This is a genomic window from Rahnella perminowiae, assembly GCF_019049695.1.
Classification (GTDB): Bacteria; Pseudomonadota; Gammaproteobacteria; order Enterobacterales; family Enterobacteriaceae; genus Rahnella; species Rahnella perminowiae.
In genome coordinates, this window is record NZ_JAFMOT010000185.1 from 215486 (window position 1) to 241768 (window position 26283).

At 52.5% G+C, this 26283-nt stretch carries 23 protein-coding genes; 6 read left to right on the top strand and 17 right to left on the bottom strand.

Features of this window, described 5'->3' with window-relative positions:
* Nucleotides 1–54: 54 nt before the first annotated feature.
* Nucleotides 55–1248: an amino acid aminotransferase gene (locus J1781_RS20295; protein ID WP_129954817.1), complete on the bottom strand. Its 1194-nt coding sequence runs from the start codon at nt 1246–1248 to the stop codon at nt 55–57.
* A gap of 226 nt (nt 1249–1474) precedes the next feature.
* Here J1781_RS20295 and J1781_RS20300 point away from each other — a divergent pair, with 226 nt between their 5' ends.
* On the top strand, nt 1475–2224 hold the full coding sequence (locus tag J1781_RS20300; RefSeq protein WP_217234100.1) for a 3-oxoacyl-ACP reductase family protein: 750 nt from the start codon (nt 1475–1477) through the stop codon (nt 2222–2224).
* 66 nt (nt 2225–2290) lie between these two features.
* On the opposite strand, the gene J1781_RS20305 is transcribed toward J1781_RS20300, so the two are convergent.
* A complete protein-coding gene (locus J1781_RS20305) occupies nt 2291–2923 on the bottom strand; it encodes a YitT family protein (protein ID WP_129954819.1) in 633 nt (210 codons plus the stop codon).
* A 246-nt stretch (nt 2924–3169) separates the two neighbouring features.
* Nucleotides 3170–3634: an Lrp/AsnC family transcriptional regulator gene (locus J1781_RS20310; RefSeq protein ID WP_129954820.1), complete on the bottom strand. Its 465-nt coding sequence runs from the start codon at nt 3632–3634 to the stop codon at nt 3170–3172.
* 135 nt (nt 3635–3769) lie between these two features.
* Here J1781_RS20310 and J1781_RS20315 point away from each other — a divergent pair, with 135 nt between their 5' ends.
* Complete coding sequence (locus J1781_RS20315; RefSeq protein WP_129954821.1) at nt 3770–4549, top strand: transporter substrate-binding domain-containing protein; 780 nt, start codon at nt 3770–3772, stop codon at nt 4547–4549.
* A 3-nt stretch (nt 4550–4552) separates the two neighbouring features.
* On the opposite strand, the gene alr is transcribed toward J1781_RS20315, so the two are convergent.
* Both alr and dnaB read right to left on the bottom strand, forming a co-directional pair.
* The gene (gene alr / locus J1781_RS20320; RefSeq protein WP_129954822.1) at nt 4553–5632 is read right to left on the bottom strand and encodes an alanine racemase; all 1080 of its coding nucleotides are present in this window, start codon (nt 5630–5632) and stop codon (nt 4553–4555) included.
* A 179-nt stretch (nt 5633–5811) separates the two neighbouring features.
* The gene (dnaB, locus tag J1781_RS20325; RefSeq protein WP_129954823.1) at nt 5812–7218 is read right to left on the bottom strand and encodes a replicative DNA helicase; all 1407 of its coding nucleotides are present in this window, start codon (nt 7216–7218) and stop codon (nt 5812–5814) included.
* Between the two features lie 182 nt (nt 7219–7400).
* Between dnaB and J1781_RS20330 the strand changes: the two genes are divergently transcribed.
* A complete protein-coding gene (locus J1781_RS20330; protein WP_129954824.1) occupies nt 7401–8384 on the top strand; it encodes a quinone oxidoreductase in 984 nt (327 codons plus the stop codon).
* 510 nt (nt 8385–8894) lie between these two features.
* Here the strand turns inward: J1781_RS20330 and pspG are convergent.
* The 5 genes from pspG to J1781_RS20355 all read right to left on the bottom strand — a co-directional run bounded on the left by pspG (nt 8895) and on the right by J1781_RS20355 (nt 16078).
* The gene (pspG, locus tag J1781_RS20335) at nt 8895–9131 is read right to left on the bottom strand and encodes an envelope stress response protein PspG (protein WP_129954825.1); all 237 of its coding nucleotides are present in this window, start codon (nt 9129–9131) and stop codon (nt 8895–8897) included.
* 191 nt (nt 9132–9322) lie between these two features.
* Nucleotides 9323–10327: a tRNA dihydrouridine(20/20a) synthase DusA gene (gene dusA / locus J1781_RS20340; protein WP_217234102.1), complete on the bottom strand. Its 1005-nt coding sequence runs from the start codon at nt 10325–10327 to the stop codon at nt 9323–9325.
* Nucleotides 10328–10456: 129 nt separating this feature from the next.
* On the bottom strand, nt 10457–11896 hold the full coding sequence (locus tag J1781_RS20345; protein WP_129954827.1) for a sugar porter family MFS transporter: 1440 nt from the start codon (nt 11894–11896) through the stop codon (nt 10457–10459).
* A 9-nt stretch (nt 11897–11905) separates the two neighbouring features.
* Nucleotides 11906–12805 carry an aldose 1-epimerase gene (locus J1781_RS20350; protein WP_217234104.1) on the bottom strand — a complete coding sequence of 300 codons (900 nt, stop codon included), beginning with the start codon at nt 12803–12805 and terminating at the stop codon, nt 11906–11908.
* An 18-nt stretch (nt 12806–12823) separates the two neighbouring features.
* Nucleotides 12824–16078, bottom strand: a complete 3255-nt coding sequence (locus tag J1781_RS20355) for a DUF5107 domain-containing protein (protein ID WP_217234106.1) — start codon at nt 16076–16078, stop codon at nt 12824–12826.
* Nucleotides 16079–16187: 109 nt separating this feature from the next.
* On the opposite strand from J1781_RS20355, the gene J1781_RS20360 reads away from it, so the two are divergent.
* Nucleotides 16188–17375, top strand: coding sequence for an ROK family transcriptional regulator (locus J1781_RS20360; protein WP_129991934.1), 1188 nt, complete (start codon nt 16188–16190; stop codon nt 17373–17375).
* A gap of 99 nt (nt 17376–17474) precedes the next feature.
* Nucleotides 17475–17984: a zinc uptake transcriptional repressor Zur gene (zur, locus tag J1781_RS20365; RefSeq protein WP_129954862.1), complete on the top strand. Its 510-nt coding sequence runs from the start codon at nt 17475–17477 to the stop codon at nt 17982–17984.
* A gap of 151 nt (nt 17985–18135) precedes the next feature.
* Here zur and J1781_RS20370 read toward each other — a convergent pair whose 3' ends face one another.
* The 4 genes from J1781_RS20370 to J1781_RS20385 all read right to left on the bottom strand — a co-directional run bounded on the left by J1781_RS20370 (nt 18136) and on the right by J1781_RS20385 (nt 21278).
* Nucleotides 18136–18345, bottom strand: a complete 210-nt coding sequence (locus J1781_RS20370) for a CsbD family protein (protein ID WP_013577368.1) — start codon at nt 18343–18345, stop codon at nt 18136–18138.
* 189 nt (nt 18346–18534) lie between these two features.
* Nucleotides 18535–19899, bottom strand: coding sequence for an MATE family efflux transporter DinF (dinF, locus tag J1781_RS20375; RefSeq protein ID WP_217158762.1), 1365 nt, complete (start codon nt 19897–19899; stop codon nt 18535–18537).
* Between the two features lie 282 nt (nt 19900–20181).
* Nucleotides 20182–20790: a transcriptional repressor LexA gene (gene lexA, locus J1781_RS20380; RefSeq protein WP_129954832.1), complete on the bottom strand. Its 609-nt coding sequence runs from the start codon at nt 20788–20790 to the stop codon at nt 20182–20184.
* A 119-nt stretch (nt 20791–20909) separates the two neighbouring features.
* Entirely contained in the window at nt 20910–21278 is a 369-nt protein-coding gene (locus J1781_RS20385) for a diacylglycerol kinase (protein WP_129954833.1), read from the bottom strand.
* Nucleotides 21279–21513: 235 nt separating this feature from the next.
* Between J1781_RS20385 and plsB the strand changes: the two genes are divergently transcribed.
* Nucleotides 21514–23997, top strand: coding sequence for a glycerol-3-phosphate 1-O-acyltransferase PlsB (plsB, locus tag J1781_RS20390; RefSeq protein ID WP_129954834.1), 2484 nt, complete (start codon nt 21514–21516; stop codon nt 23995–23997).
* A 99-nt stretch (nt 23998–24096) separates the two neighbouring features.
* Here the strand turns inward: plsB and ubiA are convergent, their stop codons facing one another.
* The 3 genes from ubiA to psiE form a co-directional block, all read right to left on the bottom strand.
* Entirely contained in the window at nt 24097–24963 is an 867-nt protein-coding gene (gene ubiA, locus J1781_RS20395; protein ID WP_217234118.1) for a 4-hydroxybenzoate octaprenyltransferase, read from the bottom strand.
* A gap of 41 nt (nt 24964–25004) precedes the next feature.
* Nucleotides 25005–25544 (bottom strand): chorismate lyase, encoded by a 540-nt coding sequence (ubiC, locus tag J1781_RS20400; protein ID WP_129954836.1) that lies wholly within the window; start codon nt 25542–25544, stop codon nt 25005–25007.
* An 89-nt stretch (nt 25545–25633) separates the two neighbouring features.
* Complete coding sequence (gene psiE, locus J1781_RS20405; protein WP_129954837.1) at nt 25634–26041, bottom strand: phosphate-starvation-inducible protein PsiE; 408 nt, start codon at nt 26039–26041, stop codon at nt 25634–25636.
* Between the last annotated feature and the right edge of the window lie 242 nt (nt 26042–26283).

Sequence of the window (26283 nt, forward strand, 5' to 3'; positions counted from 1 at the left end):
ACCGGGGTGAATGAGCGCAACCAACGCATCCGCAGCCCGAAATATGACGGGGATTTACTGGACCGCGGCGAAAGCTTCAGCCACTTGCCTGACGTTATGGTGATTCAGACCGGCCATGCAGACGCGGCCGCTGAGGATCAGGTAAACGCCAAACTCTTCACGCAGACGGACAACCTGCGCTTCGCTGAAACCGGTGTAGCTGAACATACCGCGCTGTTGCAGCAGGTAGCCAAAATCACGCCCCGGTAAGGCCGTTTTCAGGCTGTCGACCAGGGTGTGGCGCATTTCCAGAATACGGATGCGCATTCTCTCGACTTCCGCTTTCCACTGGGCGTTCAGGGCGCTGTCGCTCAGAACTTCTGCAACGACTTTTGCACCGAAGCTTGGCGGGCTGGAGTAGTTACGGCGCACGGTTGCTTTCAGCTGACCCAGCACACGTCCCGCCGCATCGCTGTCTTCGCAGACCACAGACAGGCCGCCGACACGTTCACCGTACAGGGAGAAAATTTTCGAGAAGGAGTTACTGACAAAGCAGTTAACGCCAGCAGAGGCCATCGCGCGGATAGCGTAGGCGTCGTCGTCAATGCCCGCGCCAAAGCCCTGATAAGCGATGTCGAGGAACGGGATCAGCTCACGCTGTTTGGTGATTTCAATCACCTGATCCCACTGTGCTGGCGTCAGGTCAGAACCGGTCGGGTTGTGACAGCACGGATGCAGGAGAACGATGCTTTGCGCTGGTAAACTTTTCAGGCGGTCAATCATCGCCGGGAAATTCACTCCCAAGGTTTCAGGATCAAAGTAAGGATAAGTATGCACTTTGAAACCTGCGCCACTAAAGATGGCCACGTGGTTTTCCCAGGTCGGATCGCTCACATAAACTTCAGAATTCGGGAAATAAAACTTCAGGAAATCAGCGCCAACTTTCAGTGCACCGGAACCGCCGACGGTCTGAATAGTCGCGATACGCTGTTGTTTCAGCGCCGGATGTCCGGCACCAAACAGCAGCGCCTGGATACCTGCACGATACGCAGGTAACCCTTCCATTGGCAGATAGACTGACGCGGCCTGCGGCCCGGCATTCAGTTGTTGCTCGGCTTTTTCCACCGCCGCCAGTTGCGGAATAATACCCTGCCCGTCGTAATAAAGACCGATACTCAGGTTTACCTTATCTTGTCTCGGATCGGTCTTGAAGCTTTCCATCAGCGACAAAATCGGGTCACCGGCATAGGCATCGACATGTTGGAACACGGTATACATCTCCTGGGTTGGGTTGAGTGGCGCTGCGATCCACGTCCGGTAAGCCGGCGCATCACAACTGTTTCACAGACTATCAAAGTTCGTTAAAAAAGATGACAACTATGTTGGCAATTTTCGGGCACGTATTGCATATCAAACCGGCCGTTCACCTGAGATTCTGATTTGCTGCTATGAGCTACGATCAAACCATCACTTCATCCATCCGGAGTACCGTAATATGACGACTCAATACGCATTGCAAAGTAAAGCCGCATTTGTTCAGGGCGGTTCACGCGGCATCGGTGCCGCTATTGTTCAGCGTCTGGCCAGCGAAGGTGCCAGCGTGGCTTTCACGTATGTCTCATCTGAAGATAAAGCGCAGGCGCTGGTGAAAACTATCGAAGCCAGCGGTGGCAAAGCGCTGGCGATTAAAGCCGACAGCGCCGATGAAAGTAGCGTCCGCTCCGCCATCGACAGCGCGGCGAAAGCATTCGGTAAAATCGATATTCTGGTCAATAACGCCGGTGTGCTGGCGTTCGGCGAAATCGATGCGCTGACGATGGATGATTTCGACCGTACCATCGCCATCAATGTGCGCAGCGTTTTTGTCGCCAGCCAACAGGCTGCGCGCCATATGCCTGACGGCGGACGCATCATCACCATCGGCAGCGTCAATGCCGATCGCATGCCATTCCAGGGTGGTGCTGTTTATGCCATGAGCAAATCAGCTATCGTCGGCCTGACCAAAGGTCTGGCACGGGATTTAGGGCCGCGTGGCATTACCGTGAACAACGTCCAACCCGGCCCGGTCGATACCGATATGAACCCGGCTGACGGCGAAATGGCTGATGGCATGCGTTCTTATATGGCGCTCAACCGCTACGGCAAAGACAGTGAAATCGCCAGCTTTGTGGCTTATCTTTCCGGCTCTGAAGCGGGTTATATCACCGGTGCAAACCTGACGATTGACGGCGGCTTCGGCGCATAATTTATGCCGATGTACTGACAAAAATGGCGCAGGTCTCTGAACCCTGCGTCATTTTCATCCATGTCGTCAGACGCTGTAGCGCCCCGGACGGTGATTCATTGCAATGATCAGATTGACGATCACCGCGCCCAACACCGAAGCAATCAGCATTTCGTAACTGACGACGAACAGCGACGCCAGCACGATGCAGCAGTCCACACCCATTTGCAGTTTACCGGCACGGATACCGTATTTGTCCTGCAGAAACAGCGCCAGAATGTTCACGCCGCCCAGACTGGCTTTATGACGGAACAGCACAATAAAGCCGATGCCCATAATCACGTTAGCAAACAACGTCGCGTAGAATGGCTGAAGATGATCAAAGTGCACGAAAAGCGGATGCAGATCGGAGAAGACGGAAACCAGTGCAACAGCGGCAAACGTTTTCAGCGTGAACGGCAAACCCATACGGCGGAAAGAGAGATAATAGAAAGGTAAGTTGATGATAAAAAAGGCCGTACCGAACGAAACCTGCGTGACGTAATGTGCCAGAAATGCCATTCCTGCCGTGCCGCCGGTCAGTGCGCCGACCTGCCGCAACATCACCACGCCAAAAGAGACCATCAGTGTACCGATAATGATCGCCAGCGCATCTTCAATCAGCGTATGCCCGATGCGCGGCTGTTCAACCGGCTGTTTGATGTCATCAAGAGTTGCCATAATTCCCCATACCCCAAAATAATAATCCTAACGTCTGATTTTGAGATAATTATTGAGACAGAGAATTAAGGCAATATTCACGCGCGTAATTTGCATCAAAAATCGAAAATAAGATTTTATGACGCGTTAATTATTCTTTACATGCACAAAACACGCATATTAATTCAAAATAATGCACCATAAAAGTGACATTGCACCAAAACAAATCACCTTAATAGTGCACGCAAAATAAAGGGGGGATTTTTTTCAGGCAATCGTCAATAAGCCGTTTTCTTTTAGACGGTTAAGCACTACCGATGTTTTTACATGGGAGACACTTTTATGCGCTGACAGGATTTGGCTGATCAACGTACTTAAACCGGCTAAATCTTTCACCGCCACTTTCAGCAGATAATCCGCATCCCCGGTGGTTTTATAGGCATCAATAATCGCATCAACTTCACCCAGCATGCTGTGAAATGCATCGACCTGTGCAGGTAAATGGTTTATAAGCCTGACTTCAATCAGTCCAATCATCCCCAAGCCCAGTGCTTCCGGTGCCAGACGCGCGTGATAGCCGAGGATCATCTGAGCCTGTTCAAGACCTATCCGCCGACGTGAACACTGTGATGCTGACAGCCCCACCAGTTCGCTTAATTCCTGATTGGTCAGCCTTCCGTTCGTTTGTAATAAGGTCAGAATTTTAAGATCGTAATCATCAATGCTGTACATGGCAGTGTTCCTGTCGTTTTAATTTTTATGTGTCGGATTCTTATTGCAAAAAACATTCCCACTCTGGCCAGTTATAAATACTTCCCGGCGATTTTTTCTTATACTTGCGCATGATTTAAACGCAAGGAAAAAATAATGAAAAAAGTACTCTGCTCTCTCGCTTTGCTGTCTGCCTTGCCCGGTCTGGCAAAAGCTGACACCCCATCTTCACACCTTGAGCGCGTATTACAGAAAGGCTCGCTGAATGTCTGTACCACCGGTGACTATAAACCGTATACGTTTTTGAAAGAAAACGGAGAGTACGAAGGTATTGATATTGCGATGGCGGGATCACTGGCGGCAAGTCTGGATGTAAAAGTGAACTGGGTGCCGGTCACCTGGAAATCACTGCCGGACGAAATGAGCGCCGGGCATTGTGATATCGCGATGGGCGGAATTTCAGTGACGCTTAAACGCCAGCAAAAAGCCTGGTTCGCTAATGTATTGGATCAGGACGGGAAAATCCCGCTGGTGCGCTGTGAAAATGTGCGTCAGTACCAGACGATTGCGCAGTTAAATCGCCCGTCCGTGCGCCTGATTGAACCGGCGGGCGGTACCAATGAAGCCTTCGTGCACAGCCATCTGCCGCAAGGCACGCTGGCACTGAGCGATAACGTGACCATCTTCCAGAAGCTGGTGGATAAGAAAGCGGACGTGATGATCACTGATGCGTCGGAAGCGCTGTATCAGCAGAAACATTATCCGAAACTGTGTGCGGTGAACCCGAAGAAGCCGCTGCAGTATGGCGAAAAGGCCTACATGCTGCCGCGTGATGACATAAGCTGGAAGATGTATGTCGACCAGTGGCTGCACCTGAGTAAAGCCACCGGCGAATATCAGAAAATTGTCAGCCAGTGGCTGGCGGTGAAAAAGTAAGGTTTAGTCGCCAATATAAACGCGGGCGACCCGCTCGCTGAGTTGGGTAATCAGCTCATAAGCACTGATACCGGTTGCCTGCGCAATGCGCTCAACCGGTAATTTCTCGCCCCAGAAAATCACCTCATCCCCTACGTTGTCTGTGGCTTCCGGCCCCAGATCGACGGTGATCATATCCATCGACACGCGCCCGGCAACCGGTACCTCACGGCCATTAACCCACACAGGTGTACCATTTGGCGCACTGCGCGGATAACCGTCGCCGTATCCCATTGCCACCACACCAAGGCGGGTATGGCGGTCACTGACCCAGGTACTGCCGTAACCGACAGGTTCACCGGCGGCATGTTCACGTATGGCAATCAGGCTGGAAGTCAGGGTCATTGCCGGTTGAAGCCCAAAATCGCTGGCCGTTCCGGTTTCCATCGGCGACACACCATATAAAATAATGCCCGGGCGAACCAGATTCATATGCGATTCCGGCCACAGTAAAATACCGCCGGAAGCCGCAATGGATTTTTGCCCCGGCTTGCCTTTGGCAAATTCATTAAAGCAGCTCAGCTGTTTCGGTGTGGCATCGCTTTCCGGTTCATCCGCGCGGCAGAAATGGCTCATCATATTGACTGGCTGAACCACGTTTTTGCAGGCACTCAGACGCTGATAGAATGCATCGGCCTGTGCCGGATGGACACCTAAACGGTGCATACCGGTGTCGATTTTCAACCAGACATTCAGCGGACGCGCGAGATCAGCACTTTCCAGCGCCTCAAGTTGTTCGATGCTGTGAACAGCGGTATCCAGCTGATGGCCGACCAGCAGCGGTAATTCGCTGGCAGAGAAAAAACCTTCGAGCAGGAGGACGGGTTTTACCACTCCGGCTTTACGCAGCATCAGTGCCTCACTGAGCCGCGAAACACCGTAATAATCGGCATCCTGCAGGCTGTGCACCGTCTCCAGCAGACCGTGCCCATAAGCGTTTGCTTTCACCACCGCAACCAGACGACTTTGTGTCGCCAGATGACGAACCCGTTGCAGATTGTGTCGCAGAGCGCGGCGATCAATGACAGCCGTAGCCGCTTTCATTTTAAGTCCTTTGCATGAAATTATTGAGGTTTTAGCAGCCTAAAGGGGCGTTATTGGCGCAGCCAGTTTGCGTTCGGCCAGCGCGGAAAAACCGGAGTGTACACGTAGTACACGAGCCAATCTTTCCAAAAAAAGTGAGCACTGCCCGGCCACAAAATGGCAAGCAAAATAGCCCCACACTAATCTTCGTCGTATTGCGGGCCGCCATAGTTATCAAACCGCGACCACTGACCGTTGAAGGTCAGGCGGACGGTACCGATCGGGCCGTTACGCTGTTTGCCGAGAATAATTTGCGCGATGCCTTTTTCTTCACTGTTGTCGTGATAGACCTCGTCACGATAGATAAACATGATTAAGTCGGCATCCTGCTCGATTGAGCCGGACTCACGTAAGTCGGAGTTGACCGGGCGTTTATCCGCACGTTGTTCCAGGCTTCGGTTCAGCTGCGACAGCGCTACCACCGGCACCTGCAATTCTTTCGCCAGCGCTTTCAGCGAGCGGGAGATTTCGGCGATTTCCAGCGTACGATTGTCGGACAACGCCGGAACGCGCATCAGTTGCAAATAGTCGATCATGATCAGGCTCAGACCCCCGTGCTCACGGAAGATGCGTCGCGCACGCGAACGAACTTCGGTTGGCGTCAGGCCGGAGGAGTCATCGATATACATGTTACGTTTTTCGAGCAAAATCCCCATGGTGCTGGAAATACGCGCCCAGTCTTCATCATCAAGCTGACCGGTACGGATTTTGGTCTGATCGACGCGGGAAAGCGACGCCAGCATACGCATCATGAGCTGATCGCCGGGCATCTCAAGGCTGAAGATTAAGACCGGTTTATCCTGCATCATCGCGGCATTTTCGGCGAGGTTCATCGCAAAAGTGGTTTTACCCATCGACGGACGCGCCGCCACGATGATCAGATCAGATTTTTGCAGACCCGCCGTTTTCTTGTCGAGGTCAGCATAACCGGTTGAAACGCCGGTTACACCGTCGTGCGGACGCTGGAACAGCTCTTCGATACGGGAAACCGTGCTTTCCAGAATACGGTCGATGCTTTTCGGACCTTCGTCTTTACTGGCGCGGCTTTCGGCAATCTGGAATACCCGGGATTCGGCTAAGTCCAGCAGGTCTTCGCTGCTGCGGCCTTGCGGATCATAGCCTGCGTCGGCAATTTCATTAGCGACGGAGATCATTTCCCGGACCACAGCACGTTCACGCACAATGTCCGCGTAAGCGCCGATGTTCGCCGCACTTGGGGTGTTTTTAGAAAGTTCTGCCAGGTAAGCAAAACCGCCGACAGAATCCAGATCGCCTTTCTGTTCCAGAGATTCAGAAAGCGTGATCAGGTCGATCGGCTTGCTCATTTCCAGCAAACGCTGCATTTCGGTAAAAATCAGGCGGTGCGGGCGACTGAAGAAATCATTGCTGACCACCCGCTCGGCCACGTTATCCCAGCGTTCATTGTCCAGCATCAGCCCGCCCAGAACGGATTGTTCAGCTTCCAGCGAATGCGGCGGAAGTTTCAAGCCTTCCATCTGGCGATCGCGGTTTTCGTTCTGTTGATTGGTCGGTTTTTTTGCTGCCATCTGTGGATTATTTCCTGCTCTAAGCGCCTGTTTTATGAGCGTCAGGTTTCCAAAAATCGGAGCCTGACTCGCGCGACAGTATAAACCATTTCAAAAGGGTATTAACCCTTAGTGCCGAAAATCTGGATTGTCCGGGATATTTAGCCTAGGGTTGAAATCAGTCTCCATCACGAGGAAAAAACATGGCAAAGCGCATCCAGTTTTCTGAAACAGGTTCCCCGGACGTCCTGCAATACGTTGATTATCAGCCCCGGGATCCGCAGGCAGGTGAAGTCCAGGTCGAGAATAAAGCCATCGGCATCAACTATATTGATACTTACGTGCGCAGCGGTCTTTATGCACCAGCCAGTTTTCCGGCGGGTTTAGGCACGGAAGCGGCAGGCGTAGTCAGCAAAGTTGGCAGCGGTGTCACTGACATCAAACCGGGCGATCGTGTGGTATATGCACAATCCGCGCCTGGCGCTTACAGCGAATTCCATAACGTGCCGCAGGAAAAAATTGCTCTTTTGCCGGAGGCGATCAGCTTTGAACAGGCCGCAGCCTCTTTCCTTAAAGGGCTGACAGTTTATTATTTACTGCGCAAAACCCATGAAGTTCAGGCCGGTGAAACCATTCTCTTCCATGCCGCAGCAGGTGGCGTAGGCCTGATTGCCTGCCAGTGGGCGAAAGCACTGGGTGTAAAACTGATTGGCACCGTGGGCTCCGATGAAAAAGCTGAACGTGCCAGACAAGCCGGTGCGTGGGAAACCATTAATTACCGGACAGAAGATATCGCAACCCGCGTGGCAGAACTGACCAACGGCGAAAAAGTCGGTGTGGTTTATGACTCCGTCGGCAAAGATACCTTTGAAAAATCGTTAAACAGCCTGAAACGCCGCGGTTTGCTGGTCAGTTTCGGCAATGCGTCCGGCCCGGTAAAAGGCGTAGATCTGGCGATACTCAATCAGAAAGGTTCGCTGTTTGTGACGCGTCCTTCCCTGAATGGCTACGTGACTAACCGGGAAGAACTGCTGGAAGCAAGCAGTGAGTTGTTCTCACTGATCGCCAGTGGCGCGATAAAAGTGGAGGTCAGCGATGCCCAGAAATTCCCGCTTTCCGAGGCAAAACGCGCACATGAAACGCTGGAAAGCCGCGTGACGCAAGGCTCGAGTTTGCTCCTCCCATAACAGTTTCCTTAAGCCATTGACGTTACAGCAAGGCAGCAAACGAATGCGTTCCGATGAGCTTACTCAGGTAAGTGATTCGGGTGAGTGAGTGCAGCTAATACAGCTGTGGCGGCAAGGGCGACGGGGAAAAATGCAAAAAAGGCTTTCACGGATGTGAAAGCCTTTTTTACTGCCTGACTCAGACGACCTCTGATATCAGACGGGTACTGCTGTAGGGTACTGCCGGGTAAATCCGCAGGGCGATGTCACTTAAGCGACTATTGTGTGCCTCAGCGGACTTGATGAATTCGTTTTACAGCCTGCTGGCTGCCAATGAATTCCATCCTAACAGTCACCCATGTTAAAAAATATGATTTATGTATTTCGACCGCACATTCTGATTCAGCTTGTGATCGCTAGCACATAAGCAAAAGTTATCGCTGCAACGGTTACATTTTTTTGCGCTCAAAACACAGCCAGCAATCACCATGATTTCATGCGGTTACGTAAATCTATAAATTGAAGCTGTTATTACGGCAAGCGACGGCGGCGGTATTTCGGCTCATCAGGCCGGAAATATGTCCGATAAATCCAGACCGTAATCACGGCCAGAACCAGCCATGGTAACATTTTTATAACAATAGCCAGGAAGCCGCCCAACATCATCAGAGCAAATGCTACGATCAGGGCCGCAACCATACCCAGCAGAGAAATGCCGGTCAGCATCAGCATAAAGAAAAAACCAAGCACGAAGAGAATTTCCAGCATCGGGTGCTCCTTAATAAGCCATGTGCAATAAGACGTAGCGTCCAAACACGTATTAGCCATTACAAGAAACGTGCCAGTATGAGAGGGTAAATAATCTGTTGAATAATAACGGAAAAAATCTCCGCAGGCACGTACAGCCTGCGAAAATATAGTAAATTTGACTAATAAATAGTGATTTTACCCACCTGTTTTCAGGCCTGCGCTGTCACTTGCTGCTGAGCAACCATTTGCAGCGCCTGTTCGACCACATCGATGCCCGCACCCGCTTTATGTGCATTCTCGCTAAGATGGCGACGGAACTGACGCGCTCCCGGCACCCCCTGAAACAGGCCGAGAATATGACGGGTGATGTGGCCGAGGTAAGTGCCTTTGCTCAGTTCCGCTTCGATATACGGATACAGCGCGCGGATAATATCCGGCCCGGTTTTTAGCGGTGCATCAGAGCCGAATAATTCACGATCAACGTTCAGCAACATACCCGGATTCTGGTAAGCCTCGCGACCGACCATCACGCCATCCATATGTTGCAGATGCGTTTTAGCTTCTTCGAGGGTTTTGATGCCGCCGTTAATGGCCATGGTCAGGTGCGGGAAATCACGCTTGAGCTGATACACACGCGGATAATCCAGCGGCGGAATTTCACGGTTTTCTTTCGGACTGAGGCCGGAAAGCCAGGCTTTACGCGCATGAATAATGAAAGTATCGCAACCGCCGTTTTCAGAGACCTGACGGATAAAATCACACAAGAATTCGTAGCTGTCCTGATCGTCAATGCCGATACGGGTTTTGACCGTAACCGGAACCGAGACGACATCGCGCATCGCTTTAATGCAGTCGGCGACCAGCGATGCCTGCCCCATCAGACAGGCACCAAACATGCCGTTCTGCACACGATCAGACGGGCAGCCAACATTCAGGTTAATTTCATCATAACCACGCTCTTGCGCCAGATTCGCGCAATACGCCAGATCGGCCGGGTTGCTGCCGCCAAGCTGCAATGAAACCGGATGTTCTTCTTCACCAAACCCCAGATAATCCCCTTTGCCGTGAATAATGGCACCGGTGGTCACCATTTCGGTATACAGCAACGTCTGACCGGTCAACAGCCTGTGAAAATGGCGACAGTGGCGATCGGTCCAGTCGAGCATCGGCGCAACGGAAAAACGCTGGGCGGAAAAAGAGGTGGGCTGGGGCATTGCGTGTTGAGTTTCTGACATCGGCCTGACATTCGCTGAAGGGGTTCGTGGTGCTCCCTCCGGCGCAACGCCAGAGGGAAGTTAATCGCTGATTATACCACAGAACAAAGATTCGGCATCGTATGGGGTTTAGTGGCTTTCGGACATCGCCGCTTTTTCAGCTTTTCGCTCGGCGTCGGTACGGCTGAGACGCTGCTCCAGTGCTTCAAGCGTCACCCCGCGCGTTTCCGGCACGTTGCACTGGATGAAAATCCAACCCGCCAGACAGATAACAGCGTAGATGAAGAAACTGCCCGCCGCACCCAACGCTGCGTTCATCAGCGGGAAGGTGTAAGTCAGCAGGAAACAGGCGATCCACAATGCCAGCGTGCCCACCGCCATCGCGTTACCACGCACCCGGTTAGGGAAAATTTCAGACAGCAATACCCAGGTCACCGGTGCCAGCGTCATGGCATAAATGGCGATAGCCACCAGCACCAGCAGTAACACCGGTAACCCCGTGACACCAAACGAATAAGACAGTCCGATCAAAATATAAATGACGGTCAGCCCCGCAGACCCCAGTTGCATCAGGCGACGGCGGCCGATTCTGTCCACCAGCGGCAGTGCCAGTAAAGTGAAAATAAGGTTGATGAGGCCGGTGGCGACAATCGATTTCAGCGTATCGTTGATGTCAAATCCCGCCGAGGCAAAAATTTCCTGTGCATAGTTGAATATCACGTTGATGCCGCACCATTGCTGGAAAATTGCCAGCACAATCCCCATCAGAATGACCGGCCTGACGCGCGGTTCCCACAGCGTGGAAAACGGCACTTTCTGGTTTTCCGAGCCCAGTGACCGGCGGATATCCGCCAGCGTAACGCGGGCATATTCCACGGAACCGATCCGTTGCAGAACTTTTTCGGCCTGCGGATAACGGTTAGCTTTCGCCAGCCAGCGCGGGGATTCCGGTACCACAAACATCAGGATCAGGAAGATGGCGGCCGGGATAGCTTCAGCACCAAACATATAACGCCAGCCGGTCTGACCGTTCCAGCTCTGTAAAATGTCCGCCTGCACAGCGGCAGAGGCGACCGGTTCGGCTATCATCAGATTAATAAGCTGTGCGGCCAGCACCCCCAGCACAATTGTCAGCTGATTCACGGCCACAAAGCGCCCGCGCTTTTCTGCCGGACTGATTTCTGCGATGTAAACCGGGGCCAGCGCGGAAGCCAGGCCAATCCCAACACCGCCCACAATTCGCCAGAACACAAAGCTGTTAAAGCTGAATGCCAGTGCCGTACCGACACCTGATGCAGTGAACAGAACGGCAGCGATAATCAGAGGCAGGCGACGTCCGTACCGGTCCGAAAGTGAGCCCGAACCTGCCGCGCCCAGAACACAACCCAGCAGCGCGGAGCTCATGGCCCAGCCAGACATTGCCGCATCGGTGATGCCGAAATACGCCTCGTAGAAAGGTTTTGCGCCGCCGATCACCACCCAGTCATAGCCAAACAATAAGCCGCCGCAGGCAGCCACCAGACAAATCATCCACACGTAGGGCATATTCAAAGCTTTTGAGTCAGACATAAGCATTCCTCATTCCGGGATGTTAATCGTCGCACTGTGCAGCGACATTTGCTGTGTCAGAGATTCGCCGGGAGATAACACCCGCAGCGAGCCCCCGTGCGGCAAATGATGATCGTTTGCCGCATGGGTCATGGGTTCAAAACAGAAGAAATCATGCTGACAACCGGGGTCAAAACGGCTGTCGGATATAAACAGGAAGAACACCGGGCAGTCCGGAGACGTGGTCAGCCGCAGCGTATGGCCGGATTCTGGCCAGACAATCTCTGCCTTGCCATCCCAGCCGGAAAAACCGTTATTCACCCAGTGGCGGGGAAGGGGCTGAGGCGTGCAGAAATCCAGACCGGCAGGCAGCTTGTTATGGTGTTTGCCCGCCAGCCACTGCGCGTCTTCCTGCCAGTAACCGGACGCTTTTGCCTGAAGACGGGTGGTTTCGCTGAGCGGGAAAAACGGGTGCCACCCCAGCCCGAAAGGCAGGGGATCAGCCCCCTGATTGGTGATACATAAGCTGATATCCAGCCGGTTATCATGCAAAGAAAAATGCTGCTCCGCCCGATAGCAGTAACTGTCGCTGCGATGCGTAAACGCCAGCGTCAGCGCGACCTCACTCTGGAAAACGCATTGCCAGTTTCCCAGCCAGCCATCGCCATGCAGATAATGCGCGTCCCCGGTGTTGGGCGGCAGAGTGTAATGGCGGCCTTCAAAATCAAAAGCGTTGCCTTTCAGACGGTTACCAAAGGGAAGAAGAGGAAAACAGGCCGACTCTGCGGCTGGGGTATCCTCACTCAGTACTGACGGGCGCAGCAGAGGGATATTGTCATCCGCCCGCTTTGCCAGCAGTTGCAGGATAGTGCCGCCGCATGGCGACACAGTCAATGCAAGCCTATGATTTTCCAGAGAATACAGAGCCATTTTTCTCTTCTCCTTCACTCAGCAATCCGGTAATTGTGAAAAGAGATGTGCTTTGGCACAGGAAGGATCCAGCGCAAAGATTTGCTGTAACACATCAGCGTAAGCCTCGTTTTCCAGACCACGCAGGGCCAGCGCTTTCACCAGCAGACAATGAATACGATGCTCTTTCTGACGATCGCTGGTAAGCACGACTAAATCCGGCAATGACACCGCGAAGAAATCAGCCTGAACAGGCTGGTCCGCTGTGCTCTCCGCCCATTCCAGCATGTGCCTGAAGACCTGACGGCTTTGCTCTATATCATTAAGTTTGCGCAGTGCCATACCCTGATAGAACAAATAATCTACCGGCTGATCATTGTAATAGCGCCGCTCGCCAATCCCTTTGTCGCCCGCCGCCGCACGCTCAAACCAAGTCTGCGCCTGTTTATGCTGCTGAAGTTTTTGCGCACAAATACCCAGCCAGAAGCAGATATCGTTATCCGTTTGCCCGACCAGCCGTCCTTCGCTGAGGTTTTGCGGATATTCCAGCGCGGATAACAGCTGCGTCTGCGCGGCAACCACATCTCCTGCACTGAGATATTCAAACGCCAGCAACTGTTTATTCAGCAGATACTGACCGGTGATGCGCCCTTCACCGCCTTCCCATGGATGGAATTTCCGGTCAGCCAGCAGTGCCCGTGCTGCCTGTAACTGTCCGCACTGGTTATATAAACTGAGAAGTTCAGCGATCAGATCGTCACGCTGTGTGGCGACGGACAACACTTTTTCCAACCGCGCCAGACGGATTTGCGGCGCAACGCCGGTCAGGCGGTTAAGCAGATCAGATTCAAATAACAGCCGCGCATCCTGTGGCTGTAAACGGCACGCCTCTTCCAGACAGTGGTGCGCTTTTGCACTATCTTGCTGACGGTTCCACGCATCAATTCCCAGTCCGCGCCATGCATCCGCAAAGTCCGGTTCCAGCACCAGACAACGCTGCCAGCAGGCCACCGCCGTTTGTGTATTACCTTTGCTGTAATGGAAAGACGCCAGTAAATGCAAGGCAAATGCGTCATCAGGGAAAGCCTCAAGCATGCGAACTTCCGCCAGCCATTGCGGGAAACGAACATGCTGCGGGAAAGCATTTCGCGCTGCCAGACACAATGCCTCGCGCCCTTCTTTTTGCAGGGAAGCTTGCAAATACAGCGGTAACGTTTCCTGACTTTTCAGCACGTCCAGCGCTTCGAGTGCCAGCGCATCCAGTCCGCAACCGGTCAGCTGAATGGCGATATTCATGGCGTTTTCGCCACGCCGGCCGGTGACATCGCGCAATTGCGCTGCCGATTTCGCATCAGGCGAAAGGTGATAACGCAGAAAGTGCAGAAGGTAATGCAGCGGGTAACGTGTTAAATGTGCTTCGATATACGTCTCGGCGTCCTGACCTAGCAGACACAGCAGCGTGGCTTTCAGTCCTATCAGGCCGTAATGATTCGCCTGCGTCGCCAGCCCCTGCTCACAGAAACTCAGCGCCTGCGGATACTGCTCACGGCGGATGGCTATCCGTGTCAGCCCGAAGTAGCCCCCGGATTTAGCGTTGCCGCTCCAGACGGCGCGGTAATAGCTGTCAAAAGCCGCGTCAAAATCACCGGTCTCCTCAAGCGCGTTCGCACGAACGAGACTCGCCAGCCCGCATTGCGGATTCTTATTCAGCCTGTGTGCCCGGCTCAGCGCCACATCAGCAAAAGCCAGGGCCTGAGTAAAATTAGCCTGATTGTAGCTGAGTGTTGCCAGCGCCAGATTGCAGCGATAATCCAGCGCATCCAGTTCCACACCACGCCGGTAATAATTCACAGCCTCCTGACTGGCATGGTTGTATTGCTCAAGATGCTGACCGATAAACCAGGCCTCATCTGCCGAAGTGATGTCCTGCGCGGGCAAGGGCGCGCTGGCAGGCGACGGTAACGGCGTCTCACTGGCCTGATGCTCCAGATAGGACAACAGCTCTTGCCCCTGTTCATTCAGCAAGCGCAGCTGAAGGCGCGATGGGAATTCGCCACTCAGTTCGCCCTGAACCACGTCTCCAGGCTGCAAAGTCATGTCCTTTTCCAGCAGAATTTGCGTGCCATCTTCAGAACTGATCCTGATTTTCGCGCCTTGCAACGGACTGACCGCATAAATGCCCCACGCCAGTTTTGGCCCGTGACGCTCAAGTTTAATCACCGCCTGCCCGGAGGCATTCTGCACCGTACCCAGGGCACTGTAAGGCAGGAAGTTCTGAACGAAACACTTCTCCTCAAATGCATCCAGCCAGGTGAAATCCGGCTGATTATCGGTGAATACGCCGGTCATCAGCTCAATATAAGGCCCGTTGTTATCGGTCAGATTACGATCCCACGCACGACCGAAATCGCAGTTCCCCCACGTCCACTGCTTTTTACCCGGCGATACATGATGGTCAGCGATGTGCAGTAATCCGCCCTGCTGGTCGTGGTCATACGCGCCCACGAAGTCATAGTCAGATTTGTCGGCCATGTAGGACGTCGGAACGGGAATGTTTTTATAGCGCGAGATATCCACGCCCGCCGAGTAGTCCACCTTATAATAGGTGCCGGTGGCTATCGGGAAGGAAGAAACGTCCCGTTTACCGTGATCGAAAACGGCGGTGACATCCGGCGGAAATACGCTCTGATGGCCACCTCCGCCGGTAACTGCCGGATTAGCCCACCACAGGAAATGACGCGGCGTCGGATTGCCGTTGTAAATTTTGGCGCTGATTTCCAGCAGCGCTTTATCGGGATAAAGGGTGAAACCGGTCATTACCTGCAAGCCGCGCATCGGTTCCACTTCGCCCATCCACACGGTTTGAGCACCGTTATCGTGCGCCTGAAGAGTGAAATCCACCGGCATAAAAGTGGTCGGACGGTGATGCTGCGGCCAGTTAAATTCGATACCCCCGGAAATCCACGGCCCCAGTAAACCGACCAGCGCGGGTTTCACCACTTCGTTGTAATAGACAAAATCACGGTGTTTTATTTTGTCCCAGGCTCGGTGGACACGACCACCCAGCTCCGGTAGCAGCATGATTTTAAGAAAATCATTTTCCAGATACAGCGCCTGATAGGTTTTCATAACCTTCTCACCGGTCAGCGTATCCGTCACGCCGTACGGATATACCGCACCGGAAGACCCCTGATAAACCCGGTGTGCCAGAAACATCGGGTGCGTGTCCTGTTTTCCTGTCAGCCAGGTCGGGAGCTCGATCGCTTCCTGCCAGACTTTTACCGCTGTGCTCATGATTTCCCCTCAGTGCGCTGGATCGAAATATCAATTTCGAGATTCTACGCAGCGTACTGACAGGGAGGATTTGCTACGGTCACGCAATTCAGTAAACGGGGTTTAGTAAATGTCGGTAACCGGATTGAATAATCTGCGGCTGCGTCAGTTCAACAAGCAGGTGCTGATGACGTTGCTATATCGCGAGAAAAATGCCAGTAAATCCACGCTGGCCAGGCTTTCCCGTCTGTCGATCCCGGCCGTCAGTAAGATCCTCGACGATCTGCAAAATGATGGCTTAATCATCCACAGTCCGGTCAATTTACACTCGCGCGGGCTGGGCGGCGGAAGTTACCAGATAGCCACCGACGGCAGCGCCGTGCTGTGCCTGAATATCACGCCTTACCGCATCGAAAGTATTCTGGTCAGCAGACTCGTTTTACCGCTGAGTGACTATCAAATGACGGAGATTTCGGTCAGAACGCCGGATGCACTGCTGACGCAAATCGAAGCCTGCTTTCATCAGTACAAAAAAAGCTATCCCGGACTGAAAATCCGGCTGGCACTGGCGATCCACGGGCAGGTTAATCCGACTACCGGCGTATCACAGCGGATGCCGCAGGCACCCTGGACCGGTGAAATTGAGATTAAGTATCTTCTGGAAGAAAAGTTGCAAACTGACATCCTGATGGACAATGACTGCATCATGCTGGCGCTGGCGGAGAAATGGCAAGGCATTAATTATCATCAGGATTTTTGTGTAATTAATGTCGATTACGGCATCGGTTCTTCCTTCGTGATTAACCAGCAAATTTATCGCGGTAATCTGTTTGGCAGCGGACAAATCGGCCATACCATCATTGATCCCCAAGGCGACCGGTGCGCCTGCGGACGATATGGTTGCCTCGAAACGCTGGCCTCATTGTCAGCATTAAAGAAAAAGGCCCGTCAGCTTGAGCCTGCGGATCCGGCAAGGAGAACGCCTTCAACACAGGAACTGATCGACCGCTATCATCGGGGTGAAAGTGCCATTTGCGAGCAGGTTATGGAAGGTGCCCGCGCGCTGGGGCTGAGTCTGTATAACTTTCTCAACATTCTGAATATCAATCACATTTATCTTTATGGCCGCAGTTGTGGTTTTGGCGATGCCTGGCTGAAAACCGTCTGCGGACAAAGCGGCCTCAATCCCTTTGATCGTATCGATCACGTCAAAACTCAGGCGACGCATATTGCACCGGGAATACTGAGCCGGGAGCAGCAGATTATGGGTATCGGATATCTGTATGTGGAAAAGGCGCTGGACGCGATGGCAGGTTGAATGGCGCATAATTCGTCGTTTTGGTGCAAGCATGGTAAAATCATCACGGGTCGCATGATGTGGCCTATTTATTCCAATCTGCGCTCAGAGACCGTTGCCATGACCCTGAATAACCCGGAAAAATTACTTTCACAAGCTGAAGAGCTTTGCCAGCAGCGCAATGTTCGCCTGACCCCGCAGCGGCTGGAAGTACTGCGTCTGATGACGCAACAACCCGGTGCGATCAGCGCCTATGATTTGCTGGATCTGTTGCGTGTGAGCGAACCTCAGGCGAAACCGCCAACGGTTTACCGGGCGCTGGATTTTCTGCTGGAACAGGGGTTTATTCACCGCGTTGAATCTGCAAATAGTTATGTTCTCTGCCATCATTTTGAAGAGCCAAGCCATACTTCTGCGCTGTTTATCTGTGACCGCTGTGGGCTGGTCACCGAAAAAACCACCGATGGCATTGAAGAGCGCCTGGCAAAACTGGCAATGGAATCCGGCTTTGATCTTCGCCATTCTGTGGTGGAAGCGCATGGATTATGTGCAGAATGTAAAGTAGTGGAAACCTGTGACAGCCATGACCGGTGTGATCACGACCACAGTATAGTGGTGAAAAAACGCTGAGAGATGAAGGTGTTACGGCAGAGGAACTGAAAGACTGCGGGAAGATGAAATGCAAAGGTTGGGTACTTCCGTGTACCCGTATCCTGAATTGTTCCGGGTAGGAGCAGCATTTTTCAGGATACGTCACTGATATGCGAGGGGGAGTCGCATGTTACCAGTGATATTTATTTTTGGTTTCCCATTCATTGAGCTCTTTCTCGGCCTGATCTTTCTGATAGCCATAGCGCTCCTGAATTTTACCCACTAACTGATCACGTTTACCTTCAACCACTGTCAGGTCATCATCAGTCAATTTACCCCATTGTTCTTTCACTTTCCCTTTGAACTGTTTCCAATTACCGTCGGCTTGATCCTTATTCATAATAATATCTCCTGTTACCTTGGGTTTTGTGAACTGCATTTCTGGCTTGCAGTTCGTCCTTAACACTTTAAAGGTTAGTAGAGAATCTCGATTAATCCTCCTGAAACAGAGATAAAACCCGTTATTAGGATTAATCCAAAGCAGGAAATAACGCCAGGGCGGGGTTTATTCCTTTGAAAAGCATACAAATCAGTCCGCATGAAGCGAAAACCAGGTGTCGTGCCGCCAGTAACGGCGCCAAATCCAGCCAAGGGATAATCCCCGCATCCCCAGGAAAACCGTCAATGCCAGCCACAAGGCATGGTTGCCCAACAGCGGTAAGCTGAAAAGCGTCAGCCCGTATCCTATCGCCGCCACGACCATACTGTTACGCATATCCCGCCCGCGCGTGGCACCGATAAACATGCCATCCAGTAAATAACACCAGACAGCTACCAGCGGCAGGATGATTTGCCAGCCCAGATAATGGTCCGCCAGTTCGCGTAACTCAGGTAGTGACGTCAGCGCATCAATGATCGCCCCGCCTGCAAGCGCATAAATCAGGGCAAAAATCAGGGCAACCAGCCCGGCCTGACGGCACGCGGCATGCCAGACATCCAGCAATTTCTGGCGATTCCGGGCACCGAATGCTTCACCGGAATGCGCTTCGATAGCATAGGCAAAACCGTCCAGCGCAAAAGCGGTGAAGGTCAGCAGGTTCATCAGCACCGCATTCACCGCCACGATGTGGCTGCCAAGCCGTGCGCCGAGAACGGTCAGTGAGGCAAAGCAAAGCTGAAGCAGAAGTGAACGCAACATAATGTCGCGGTTAAGCCCCAGCAGACGGCGCAGGTTACCACGCCAGGCCGAGGTGATTTGTGCGCCGGTTATACCCCGTTGCTTCATCACCCGCCAGACAAAGTACAGCCCGATAAATAGCGTGAAATACTCGGAACTTGCCGTCGCCATGGCAGCACCACGCACATTCCAGCCCAGCCCCATCACCAGCCACAGATCCAGAATGATATTCAGCAGATTCCCGGCAATCAGCAAAATCACCGGCCCGCGAACATACTGAATGCCCAACAGCCAGCCAAGGATCACCAGATTCGCCAGTGAAGCCGGGGCACTGAACCAGCGAATTTCGATAAACAGCCTCGCCTGTTCAAGCACCGGTTGGCTGCCCCCGACGATATGAAACGCCTGTTCCATCAGGGGGTGCCGGAACAACACTATGGTGAGACCAGACAATACGGCCAGCAGAAAGGGTTGTACGAAAGCGCGCGCCAGCAACCGGTTATCATTCGCGCCCAGCGCCTGAGCGGTCATGCCGGTGGTACTCATCCGTAAAAAAAGTAAGAGCATAAAGAGGAAAGTCGTGATCATCGAACCCACAGCCACTCCGCCGAGATAATCCGGGCTGTCGAGATGACCGATCACCGCCGTATCCACAAGCCCGAGAAGAGGCACCGTGATATTTGAAAAAATCATCGGCAATGCCAGCCTCCAGAGCGCCTTATCGGCGGGGCTTAAAAAGGTGTTTTTGAGTGTTTGTCGCAGGGAATGATGTTGCATAGAGAATCTCATGCCGGAGGTTCAGGTTATGCCTGTAAGTGACATCGCCCCGGAAGGGGCGACGAGATGAAACGTTAAAGCTTAGCGGTATGTCAGAGGCGGCTAACGAACCCGCAAATCAACAATATGACCATTGGGATCAAGAATTTGACCCAGTAATATCTGACCGAGTCATTCGAGTTGCAGGAAGGCGGCAAGTAAAAAAATCCCGATGAGCTGACAGGAGTCAGTGATTCGGGTGAACGCACGCAGCCAACGCATCTGCAGCCCGAAGTACGAAGGTCAGATCCAGTCACCGTTGCGGATGACGCCTACGGCCAACCCTTCAATGCTGAAATTCTGCTCACGTAAATCAACCACGATCGGCTGGAAATCGCTGTTTTCAGGCAATAACTGCACCACACTGCCCTGTTTTTTCAGACGTTTCACGGTGACTTCATCGTCTATACGGGCCACGACAACCTGTCCATTACGCACGTCTTGCGTTTTATGTACAGCCAACAGATCGCCATCAAGAATACCGATATCACGCATCGACATACCGCTGACACGCAGCAGGAAATCGGCACTCGGCTTAAACATGGCCGGATCGACCTGATAGTGTCCTTCAATATGTTGCTGGGCCAGCAACGGCTCACCGGCAGCAACCCGGCCGATCAGCGGTAAACCCTCTTCTTCTTCCATCAGCAAACGAATGCCGCGTGATGCGCCGGAAACAATCTCAATAACACCCTTACGCGCCAGCGCTTTGAGATGCTCTTCCGCCGCATTGGGGGAACGGAACCCCAGACGTGATGCAATCTCTGCGCGGGTGGGTGGCATACCGGTGGTGGAGATATGATCGCGAATAAGGTCGTAGACCTCTTGTTGTCTGGTCGTTAAAGCTTTCATTCCGCCCCCTGGTTGTTTATACAGTCTTGCTGTGAGTATATACAGCTAAACGATCAATGAAAACCTAAGATTGAATAAAAACAGGGCATAACGTTGATTCCTGGAATGCAGATTCCAAATCAGAACCATCGTGGCCAAAAGATGCTGACCCAGACAAAAAACGCCAATATGATGGTCAGAAGTACGGCAGCCGAGCCGATATCTTTTGCACGGCCTGAAAGTACGTGAAACTCAGATCCGATACGGTCTATCGCGCATTCCACCGCGCTGTTGAGCAGTTCAGTGACACAGACCAAAACAACGGATCCCACCAGCAGAATGCGTTCTACGGGGCTGACATCAAACCAAAAAGATAACAAAATTAACGGAATAGCGACGCTGGCTTCCTGGCGAAAGGCCGCTTCATTTTGCCATGCCGCTTTCAGCCCTTTCCAGGAATAGCCAGCTGCTTTATAAATTCGGGTAAATCCAGTGACTTGGTTAGCCATTTCTTTTACTGATCCTTAGAGAATTTGCCGCACTTTATACCCCAAATAGTCGGGGTGCAGAAAGGCGGTAAAGAAGTGAATCCTGATGAGCTTACATGAGTAAGTGATTCGGGTGAACGTCTTAAGCCAACACCCCTGCGGCTTGAAATAAGAAGGGTATTGCATCACCACAGATCTCATCTGAGCTTTCTGGTATCCTTGCGGCGAAATGGCTAACAAGAGGCTTCACGTTTTTATGTCAGGTTGGCGTAGACTTTATTACACATTATTGAATTTACCGCTCTCATTGCTGGTAAAGAGCAAGGTCATACCTTCAGATCCGGTTACCGAGTTGCATTTAGACCCGACGCGGCCGATTTTGTATGTATTGCCCTATAATTCCAAAGCCGATTTGCTGACGTTGCGTGCGCAATGTCTGGCACAGAATCTGCCTGATCCCCTTATTCCGCTGGAAATTGACGGAACCCTGCTGCCAAGCCATGTCTTTATTGCTGAAGGTCCGCGCGTATTCTCTTATTACACGCCGAAGCAGGAATCCGTAAAGCTGTTCCACGACTACCTTGATTTGCACCGCAATAACCCGGATTTAGACATTCAGATGTTGCCGGTGTCGGTGATGTTTGGTCGGGCACCGGGCCGTGAAGGTCAGGATGACACGCCACATCTGCGCGTACTGAACGGCATCCAGAAATTCTTCGCTGTGCTTTGGCTGGGGCGGGACAGTTTTGTCCGCTTCTCCAATACTGTTTCCCTGCGTTATATGGCGACGGAACACGGCACAGATAAAACCATTGCTCAAAAGCTGGCACGTGTGGCGCGGATGCACTTCTCCCGTCAACGTCTGGCCGCCGTTGGCCCACGTCTTCCGGCACGTCAGGACTTGTTCAACAAATTGCTGTCCTCAAAAGCCATTGAAAAAGCGATTGAAGACGAAGCCCGCAGCAAGAAAATTTCCCACGAAAAAGCCCAGCAAAATGCCATCGCCCTGATGGAAGAGATTGCCGCTGACTTCTCTTATGAAGCCGTGCGCCTCTCTGATCGCGTACTGAGCTGGACGTGGAACCGTTTGTACAAAGGCATCAATGTTAATAATGCTGAGCGTGTACGCCAGCTGGCGCTGGACGGTCAGGAAATTGTGTATGTGCCCTGCCACCGCAGCCACATGGACTATCTGCTTCTGTCTTACGTGCTCTATCATCAGGGGCTGGTACCGCCGCATATTGCCGCTGGCATCAACCTGAATTTCTGGCCAGCTGGCCCGATTTTCCGCCGTCTGGGTGCGTTCTTTATTCGTCGAACCTTCAAAGGCAACAAGCTCTATTCAACGGTGTTCCGTGAATATCTGGGCGAACTATTCAGCCGTGGTTATTCGGTGGAATACTTTGTGGAAGGGGGGCGTTCGCGAACCGGACGCCTGCTGGAGCCGAAAACCGGTACGCTGGCCATGACTATTCAGGCCATGTTGCGCGGTGGTTCACGCCCGATCACGCTGGTGCCAATTTACATCGGTTATGAGCACGTCATGGAAGTGGGCACCTATGCCAAAGAATTGCGCGGTGCGACTAAAGAGAAAGAAAGCCTGACGCAAATGCTTAACGGCTTGCGCAAGCTGCGCAATCTCGGCCAGGGTTATGTGAACTTTGGTGAACCGCTGCATCTGACCACTTACCTGAACCAGAATGTGCCGACCTGGCGTGAAGCCATCGACCCGATCGAAGCACAACGTCCTAGCTGGCTGACGCCAACGGTACAGGACTTAGCAGAACAGATCATGGTGCGTATCAACAATTCAGCGGCTGCCAATGCTATGAACTTGTGTTGTACCGCGCTGCTGGCGTCCCGTCAGCGTTCACTGACTCGTGAACAACTGACCGAGCAAATAGACTGCTACCTGCAATTACTGCGTAACGTACCTTACAACGCGGATTCAACGGTGCCGGATCTGACTGCCGATCAGTTGCTCGATCACGCGCTGAACATGAACAAGTTCCAGGTTGAGAAAGACAACATTGGCGACATCATCGTACTGCCTCGCGAACAGGCCGTTCTGATGACGTACTACCGCAACAACATCCATCATATGCTGGTGTTGCCGTCGCTGATTTCAAGCATTGTGATGCATCACCGTCAGGTCAGCCGCGCGGAATTACTGCGTCAGGTCGAACTGATTTATCCGATGCTCAAAGCCGAATTGTTTATGCATTTCGAGACGTCTGAGCTGCCACAGGTACTGGATGTTTTGACGCTGGAACTGGCACGTCAGCAAATCATTCATCTTGAAGATGATGAACTGACCCTTAATCCGGCGCGGATCCGTACCCTGCAACTGCTGGCGGCCGGTGTACGTGAAACGCTGCAACGCTACGCGATTACCTTCTCCCTGCTCACCAATAACCCAAGTATCAACCGTGGTGCGCTGGAAAAAGAGAGCCGGATTATGGCGCAGCGTTTGTCCGTACTGCACGGTATCAATGCCCCTGAATTCTTCGATAAAGCCGTTTTCTCGACGCTGGTCGGTACACTTCGCGCTGAAGGCTATATCAGTGACAGCGGTGATGCCATTCAGGAACAAACACGTGAAATTTATCTCATGCTCAGTGATCTGATGACATCAGACATCAAGCTGACCATTGAGAGTGCGGGTATGCCGTCTGATTTGCCGCAACCGACTGCGCCTCCGGCGGAGCCGAAGCTGGATGTGCGCGATACCAATCATTAACCGCCATTAGCGCCAGCCAGTGCTGGCTGCATAAAAACGCCCGGACTCTTTACGGAGGCCGGGCGTTTTTTTATGGGCGTTGAATCAGTTCAGGAATATTTACAACGTGAACCCTGACAGGCTCATCAGAATGCCGAGGAACAGCACCAGCCCGACATAATTGTTCTGGCGGAAAGCCAGGAAACAGGCATCACGTTCACGTTGGGCAATCAGCTTCTGCTGATGTACAAACAGCGCAGCAGCCAGCAGCAGCGACCAGTAAAACGGTGCACCGAGCTGGGAAAGATGACCGACAATGCCCATCAGCACCAGCGTTGCCAGTTGCAGCAGGCCGATGATCAGCGTGTCAAAACGACCAAACAGAATCGCTGTCGATTTCACGCCGATTTTCACATCATCGTCACGATCGACCATCGCGTATTGCGTATCGTAAGCCACCGTCCAGCAGATATTTGCCACGAACATTAACCAGCAACTGAGCGGCACACTTTCGCTCACCGCCGCATAAGCCATCGGGATAGCCCAGCCAAACGCTGCGCCTAAAACGACCTGAGGCAGATGACTGACGCGCTTCATGAATGGGTAAATCCATGCCAGCGCCAGTCCGGCCAGAGACAGTAAAATGGTCATGCGGTTAAGCAGCAGAACCAGCAGGAATGACACCAGCACCAGTCCGACGAATAATATTTTCGCCTGCTTGCCAGTGATCGCCCCGCTCGGCAATGGCCGTTGAGCGGTACGTTTTACATGACCATCAAATTTGCGATCGGCGTAGTCATTCACTACGCAACCGGCGGCACGCATGAAAAACACGCCCAGCACGAAGACCAGCAAAATCTTCGCAGAGGGCATTCCGCCACCGGCTACCCACAGTGCCCATAACGTTGGCCACAACAGCAACAATGAGCCGATCGGCTTATCAATACGCATCAGGCGGCAGTAATCACGCCATGTGCCCTGAGTCATACTTCCTGACACTCTTTGTTCTCCTGCTTGGTTAGTCTGACTCATTCCTGCTCCGCCTGACTTTGCGGACGATGAACCGGTGAGTCCGGTAGGAAAATTTCGGTCAACAACAGCGGCTTGTCAGACAAGCGCAGGCGGGAACGGCGTGCCCATAACTCGCCCTGCTCACTGTGTAATTGACCCAGATGGATATAATCACGGGACAGATTATTGCCACTGAACAGGTAGCGGCCCAGCGGCACAGTCCCTAAATCGACCAGCGCCAGATCTGGCCCGGTCAGTGTTTCTTCAGGAATGACCGTGCGCCCCAGCAGCCACGGTTGTGCGTCACCAAACAATACGATTTCCCGGATCCAGTAACGGGCGCTTTCCGGCAACTGCTGCGCCTCGCTTTCACCCAGTTCTTCGCGGCTGACAAAACATTCGTTTTGCGGTTTCACGGTGACGGTCACACCCTGTTTTTCAAACCGGCGGGTCATGGATCCCATTTCCATCAGCCAGTCAGCCACATCCGCAGGCACCTGCGAAGGATCGTCAAACCAGTGGATCGGGGATTTTTCGGTGGAATGGGAATCAGACATCAATGGCTCCGTAATGAAGGTGTTCATACCTCCAATGAATTATCTGCCTCACATTCTAGCGTATGAATGCGAGGCAGTAATTGCCTCATTTATTCGCGACGCAGACGTTCGCCATTGGCCAGGAACAGCGTCACAACCAGCACCAGGATGGCGCAGGCGTAAACCAATGTGTCGTAAGGACTTTTGTGATCAACGATGATCAAACGGATGATCGCGGTGATACCGATGTAAATAAAATAGCGTAAAGGGAAATGATAGCCCGATGAAAAATATTTAATTATCAGGGCAATAAACTCAAAATAGAGGAAGTAAATCACAATCCCCTCGATGAGCAGATACGAGGACGACTGATCGTTATTCACGAACAGCACCATTGCTAAGTGGTAGGTTTCACGCCCGATAAAAATCATCAGGATTGCGGCCAGTCCTAATAAGAATATGTTCAAAATTCGCTGCATAATGACGGATATCATTAATGCCCGCTTTGATCCTGCCATGTGATCTACATCCCACTTTTGTTATTAATACCCGCAGAATACCACAGAGTCAGCACAGGAAAAGCGCCATTAAAAAAGGGCCAGCCGGTGAAGGCTAACCCTTTTATTTTGACGTATAAAAACCTTAATGCCCTAAATCATTCGTGTTGCATCCAGGCGGCAACTGAATGAATCCCCGGGAGCATACACAAGTATGTGAGCGGGGTTCATGAAGGCAGCCAACGCCGGGGCAGCGCGAAGGA

Excerpts from the sequence above, each read along its gene's own strand:
- J1781_RS20300 (WP_217234100.1), top strand. The coding sequence starts at position 1,475 with ATGACGACTCAATACGCATTGCAAAGTAAAGCCGCATTTGTTCAGGGC.
- J1781_RS20305 (WP_129954819.1), bottom strand. The coding sequence starts at position 2,923 with ATGGCAACTCTTGATGACATCAAACAGCCGGTTGAACAGCCGCGCATC.
- J1781_RS20310 (WP_129954820.1), bottom strand. The coding sequence starts at position 3,634 with ATGTACAGCATTGATGATTACGATCTTAAAATTCTGACCTTATTACAA.
- J1781_RS20315 (WP_129954821.1), top strand. The coding sequence starts at position 3,770 with ATGAAAAAAGTACTCTGCTCTCTCGCTTTGCTGTCTGCCTTGCCCGGT.
- alr (WP_129954822.1), bottom strand. The coding sequence starts at position 5,632 with ATGAAAGCGGCTACGGCTGTCATTGATCGCCGCGCTCTGCGACACAAT.
- dnaB (WP_129954823.1), bottom strand. The coding sequence starts at position 7,218 with ATGGCAGCAAAAAAACCGACCAATCAACAGAACGAAAACCGCGATCGC.
- J1781_RS20330 (WP_129954824.1), top strand. The coding sequence starts at position 7,401 with ATGGCAAAGCGCATCCAGTTTTCTGAAACAGGTTCCCCGGACGTCCTG.
- pspG (WP_129954825.1), bottom strand. The coding sequence starts at position 9,131 with ATGCTGGAAATTCTCTTCGTGCTTGGTTTTTTCTTTATGCTGATGCTG.
- dusA (WP_217234102.1), bottom strand. The coding sequence starts at position 10,327 with ATGCCCCAGCCCACCTCTTTTTCCGCCCAGCGTTTTTCCGTTGCGCCG.
- J1781_RS20345 (WP_129954827.1), bottom strand. The coding sequence starts at position 11,896 with ATGTCTGACTCAAAAGCTTTGAATATGCCCTACGTGTGGATGATTTGT.
- J1781_RS20350 (WP_217234104.1), bottom strand. The coding sequence starts at position 12,805 with ATGGCTCTGTATTCTCTGGAAAATCATAGGCTTGCATTGACTGTGTCG.
- J1781_RS20355 (WP_217234106.1), bottom strand. The coding sequence starts at position 16,078 with ATGAGCACAGCGGTAAAAGTCTGGCAGGAAGCGATCGAGCTCCCGACC.
- J1781_RS20360 (WP_129991934.1), top strand. The coding sequence starts at position 16,188 with ATGTCGGTAACCGGATTGAATAATCTGCGGCTGCGTCAGTTCAACAAG.
- zur (WP_129954862.1), top strand. The coding sequence starts at position 17,475 with ATGACCCTGAATAACCCGGAAAAATTACTTTCACAAGCTGAAGAGCTT.
- J1781_RS20370 (WP_013577368.1), bottom strand. The coding sequence starts at position 18,345 with ATGAATAAGGATCAAGCCGACGGTAATTGGAAACAGTTCAAAGGGAAA.
- dinF (WP_217158762.1), bottom strand. The coding sequence starts at position 19,899 with ATGCAACATCATTCCCTGCGACAAACACTCAAAAACACCTTTTTAAGC.
- lexA (WP_129954832.1), bottom strand. The coding sequence starts at position 20,790 with ATGAAAGCTTTAACGACCAGACAACAAGAGGTCTACGACCTTATTCGC.
- J1781_RS20385 (WP_129954833.1), bottom strand. The coding sequence starts at position 21,278 with ATGGCTAACCAAGTCACTGGATTTACCCGAATTTATAAAGCAGCTGGC.
- plsB (WP_129954834.1), top strand. The coding sequence starts at position 21,514 with ATGTCAGGTTGGCGTAGACTTTATTACACATTATTGAATTTACCGCTC.
- ubiA (WP_217234118.1), bottom strand. The coding sequence starts at position 24,963 with ATGACTCAGGGCACATGGCGTGATTACTGCCGCCTGATGCGTATTGAT.
- ubiC (WP_129954836.1), bottom strand. The coding sequence starts at position 25,544 with ATGTCTGATTCCCATTCCACCGAAAAATCCCCGATCCACTGGTTTGAC.
- psiE (WP_129954837.1), bottom strand. The coding sequence starts at position 26,041 with ATGGCAGGATCAAAGCGGGCATTAATGATATCCGTCATTATGCAGCGA.